General features: G+C 71.1%; 4 protein-coding genes and 1 pseudogene. 3 read left to right on the top strand and 2 right to left on the bottom strand.

Features of this window, described 5'->3' with window-relative positions:
• Nucleotides 1-303: hydroxyethylthiazole kinase (locus tag HMPREF3086_RS19490; RefSeq protein WP_371441647.1), on the bottom strand; the 303-nt coding region annotated here is incomplete at its 3' end.
• A gap of 141 nt (nucleotides 304-444) precedes the next feature.
• Here HMPREF3086_RS19490 and HMPREF3086_RS04000 point away from each other — a divergent pair.
• From HMPREF3086_RS04000 to HMPREF3086_RS03990, 3 genes are all read left to right on the top strand, one after another.
• The gene (locus tag HMPREF3086_RS04000; protein WP_070720270.1) at nucleotides 445-1,470 is read left to right on the top strand and encodes an LLM class flavin-dependent oxidoreductase; all 1,026 of its coding nucleotides are present in this window, start codon (nucleotides 445-447) and stop codon (nucleotides 1,468-1,470) included.
• 136 nt (nucleotides 1,471-1,606) lie between these two features.
• The gene (locus tag HMPREF3086_RS03995; RefSeq protein ID WP_070720267.1) at nucleotides 1,607-2,839 is read left to right on the top strand and encodes a fatty acid desaturase family protein; all 1,233 of its coding nucleotides are present in this window, start codon (nucleotides 1,607-1,609) and stop codon (nucleotides 2,837-2,839) included.
• Between the two features lie 23 nt (nucleotides 2,840-2,862).
• The gene (locus HMPREF3086_RS03990; RefSeq protein WP_070720264.1) at nucleotides 2,863-3,687 is read left to right on the top strand and encodes a thioesterase family protein; all 825 of its coding nucleotides are present in this window, start codon (nucleotides 2,863-2,865) and stop codon (nucleotides 3,685-3,687) included.
• Between the two features lie 219 nt (nucleotides 3,688-3,906).
• On the opposite strand, the pseudogene HMPREF3086_RS19255 reads toward HMPREF3086_RS03990, so the two are convergent.
• Nucleotides 3,907-4,110: pseudogene (locus HMPREF3086_RS19255) on the bottom strand (RNA helicase); the annotation flags it as partial.

Raw genomic sequence — 4,110 nt, 5'->3', positions numbered from 1 at the left:
CTCCAGCCACGCCGTGGACAGGCGGGTCCGCAGCACGAGCCCGCCCACCGCGACCGGGTCCAGCACCCACGGGGTCCCGGCCTCGCGGGCGGAGGAGATCGCGGCGTGCATGCCCTCGACCTGCTCGGCGGTCGGATTGCCGACGTTGACGAGCACACCCGAGGCGATCGCGGCGAAGTCGCCGGCCTCGTCGGGGTGATCGACCATCGCGGGCGCCGCGCCCGCGGCGAGCAGCACATCGGCGGTGATCTGACGGACCACCGAGTTGGTCAGGCAGTGCACGAGCGGGCCCGTCTCGCGCATGAGGGACACCAGGCGGGCGACGTCGGCGGGGCTGTCGGCGGCGCCGGCGTCGGCGCGGTCAGCGGCGGTGGGCATGCCCCCAGTGTGCCCCCGACCGGCCGCTACAGGAATAGCGCGCATCCGGTGCCGGTTGTACGGGGCATGACGTCCCCTGATACCGGTGCCCCCGGCGCCCGCGCCCTGCCCCTGTCCGTGATCGACTTCGCGACCGTCCGCCCCGGGCAGACCGTGGGGGAGGCGCTGCAGGACTCGGTCGAACTGGCGCGCAAGGCGGAGGAGCTGGGGTACGAGCGGGTCTGGTACTCCGAACACCACAACATGCCGTCGATCGCCTCGTCGGCGCCGGCGGTGCTCATGGCGCACATCGCCGCGCGGACCGAGCGCATCCGGCTTGGCTCGGGCGGCGTGATGCTGCCCAACCACGCGCCGATCGTGATCGCCGAGCAGTTCGGCACCCTCGCCGAGCTCCACCCCGGCCGCATCGACCTCGGACTGGGACGCGCCCCGGGCACCGACCCGCAGACGCTGCGCGCGCTGCGCCGCGAGCCGTCCGCGGCCGAGAACTTCCCCGACGACGTGCGCGAACTGCAGGCCTTCCTCGGAGATTCGCCGTCCGACTTCGCCCGCACCCGCGGCATCGCCGCCATCCCCGGGCGCGGAACCAAGATCCCGCTGTACATCCTCGGCTCGTCACTGTTCGGCGCGCAGCTCGCCGCCGCCTACGGACTGCCCTACGCGTTCGCCTCCCACTTCGCGCCCGACGCCCTGGAGCAGGCGTCCGCGGTGTACCGCGAGCGGTTCCAGCCCAGCGAGCAGCTGGCCGAGCCGTACATGATCGCCGCGGTCAACGTGGTGGCCGACGACGACGCCGAGCGGGCCGGGCGCGAACTGCAGTGGTACCGCCGCCAGCGGGTCAAGCTCATGGCCGGCCGCGGTCGCGAGTTCAGCGACGAGGAGCTGGACATGATCATGGAGTCCGCCGGCGGCCGCCAGATCCTGCACATGATCTCCTACACAGCGTGCGGCGACGGCCCGGCGGTCCGCGACTACCTCACCGACTTCGCCCGTCGCGCGGGCGCCGACGAGCTGATGATCGCGCCCGTGGGATCGACGGTCGAGCGGATCCACGGGACGCTGGAGGTGTTGCGTCGCGCGTGGGATGACTGATGCGCGCGGCCGGGGCCACTGAACGACGCGCCTGGAGTGGCTGGTGTGGTCGCGTCGCGTGCGCTTGATCACGATACGGCGCCGACCCGGCTCCGAGCCGTAGCCGCGGGCGCCGTGGCGCGCCTACTGTGGGCACATGGCGATCTCCGACGTCGGCGAATACGCCCACCTGAGCCCTGACCAGATCGAGGAGCTCGGGCGGGAACTCGACGCCATCCGCGCCCGGGTCATCCAGTCGCGCGGGGAGCGTGATTACCGGTACATACACTCCGTCATAAAGTTGCAGCGTGGACTGGAATTGGGTGCACGCGCCCTGTTGTACTTCGGTGCGCGCAACCGCACCGTGTGGGTGCTCGGGACCGGCACACTGGCGGTGGCCAAGATCCTCGAGAACATGGAGATCGGCCACAACGTCATGCACGGCCAGTGGGACTGGATGAACGATCCGGAGATCCACTCGACCAACTGGGAATGGGACCTCGTCGGCAGCTCCGCCGACTGGAAGCACACCCACAACCACCTGCACCACAAGTTCACCAACATCGTCGGGATGGACGACGACGTGGGGTTCGGCGTCTTGCGCGTGACCCGCGACGTGCCGTGGGAGCCGAGGTTCCTCGCCAACATGGCGGTCAACGCCGCCCTGATGGCGGGCTTCGAGTGGGGGATCGGCTTGCAGGCCGTCACCCTCAGCGACGCGTTCGACCGGGACGCCGCCCCCGAGGACCGCCGTAAGGCGCGCGCGTTCCTGCGCAAGGCCGGCCAGCAGATCCTCAAGGACTACGTCCTGTTCCCCGTGCTCGCCGGGCCGAGCGGACCCCAGGCGCTCACCGCCACCGTCACGGCCAACATCATCCGCAATGTGTGGACCAACGCCGTGATCTTCTGCGGCCACTTCCCGGACGGCGCGGAGAAGTTCACCATGACGGATGTTGAGACCGAATCGCAGGCGGAGTGGTACCTGCGGCAGATGCTCGGCAGTGCCAACCTCGACGGCGGACCGGCCATGAACCTGATGTCGGGCAACCTGTCGTTCCAGATCGAGCACCACATGTTCCCCGACCTGCCGTCCAACCGGTACTCGGAGATCTCACTCGAGGTCCGCGATCTGTGCGCCCGCTACGACCTGCCGTACGTCTCCGGGCCGCTGTGGAAGCAGTACCTCCAGTCGTGGCGGACCATCGCGCGGTTGTCGCTGCCGGACCGCTACCTGCGCCGCACCGCCGACGACGCCCCCGAGACCCGCAGCGAGAAGATGTTCGGCCACGGCCCGCGTATGTCCGGGCTGGCCACCGCGCTGGCCGGGGTCCGGAAGGCCCGGGGCCGGGCTCGCCGCAGCCGGGGGGAGCACTCCCCGAAGGCCCGCTGAGCGGCGGTGGCAGACTATGCCGCATGTCGCTGACGAGCATGTTGGAGTCCGCCGCGCACGGTGGGACTGTCGAGGTCGAAGAGGGCTGGACGCAGGGAAGGGCCATCTATGGTGGGCTCACCGGGGCCCTGCTGCTGGCCGCCATGAAGGGGAAGCTCCGCGATCTCGCGGGCAGCACCGGTAGCCCGGTGGGGGTCCCGCCGTTGCGGTCGCTCACCGTGTCGTTCGTCGGCCCCGCGGCCACCGGCCCCGTCGAGGTCGAGGCCGAGATCCTGCGTGTCGGTTCCAACGTCACCCAGTGCCAGGCGACGGTCCGGCAGTCCGACGCGATCGTCGCGACGGCGCTGGCAGCGTTCGGCAGGCATCGGGAGTCGTCGATCTCCGTGCCGCCCGCGCACCCGATGCCCGAGCTGGGCGACCCGTCGGCGATCGAGCCGTTCCCCTACATGAAGGATCTCACGCCGGAGTTCTACCGGTTCGTCGAGCTGCGGCAGGTGGGCGGGCAGATGCCGTTCAGCGGCGCCGAGTCGGCGGACCTGTCCGGGTGGACCTCACTGCGTGAGGCGCCGGAGCGGCTCGAGGAGGAGCACCTGGTGCTGCTGACGGACGCATGGCCGCCGGCGCCGCTCCAGATGCTCGACGGGTTCGCGCCAGGCAGCAGCCTCACGTGGACCATCGAGCTCGTCGCCGAGGTGGGCCCGGACGTCGTCCCGGCCGATGCGAACCTGGCGTATGCCGCGACGACCGATGCCGCCCGGGACGGCTACGCGCACACTCACGCGATGGTGTGGCGGCCCGACGGCGAGCTGCTCGCGATCAGCCGCCAGACGATCACCATCTTCGGCTGAGCCGTCTGCCCGGCGCGAAAACACGAGTCGGCGCAGCGCATGAGCCTCACACGGCAACGCCACCTAAACGCCACCTAATCGAATGCGCGCCACCTAGCGGATCCCGTAGGCGGCGCGCACTCGAATAGGCGGTGCGTACGCCCGGCCGGGTGGATACAGCCGGACCGCCGGTCAGCGGCAGGTGAGCCGCCGCCCGACCGGCTGGGCAGACTCAGCCGTTCAGCCTGCGGAGCGGGTGGCGCGGCGGCGCTGGTCGTTGCGGGGGCTGCCGGCGGCCTGCCCGATCGACTGGCGGGCAGCCGTGTTGCGCGCGCCGGAGCCCTGGCCAACCGAACGCTGCGCGCCGGAGCCCTGACCGCCGGAGCGCTGGGCGCCCGAACCCTGCCGCGCAGAGCCCTGTCGAGCGGAACCCTGGCGCGCGGC

This window comes from Dietzia sp. HMSC21D01 (assembly GCF_001815995.1).
Lineage (GTDB): Bacteria > Actinomycetota > Actinomycetes > Mycobacteriales > Mycobacteriaceae > Dietzia > Dietzia cinnamea.
The sequence above is the reverse complement of the archived record's forward strand: the minus strand, read 5'-3'. Positions and strand labels throughout refer to the sequence as shown.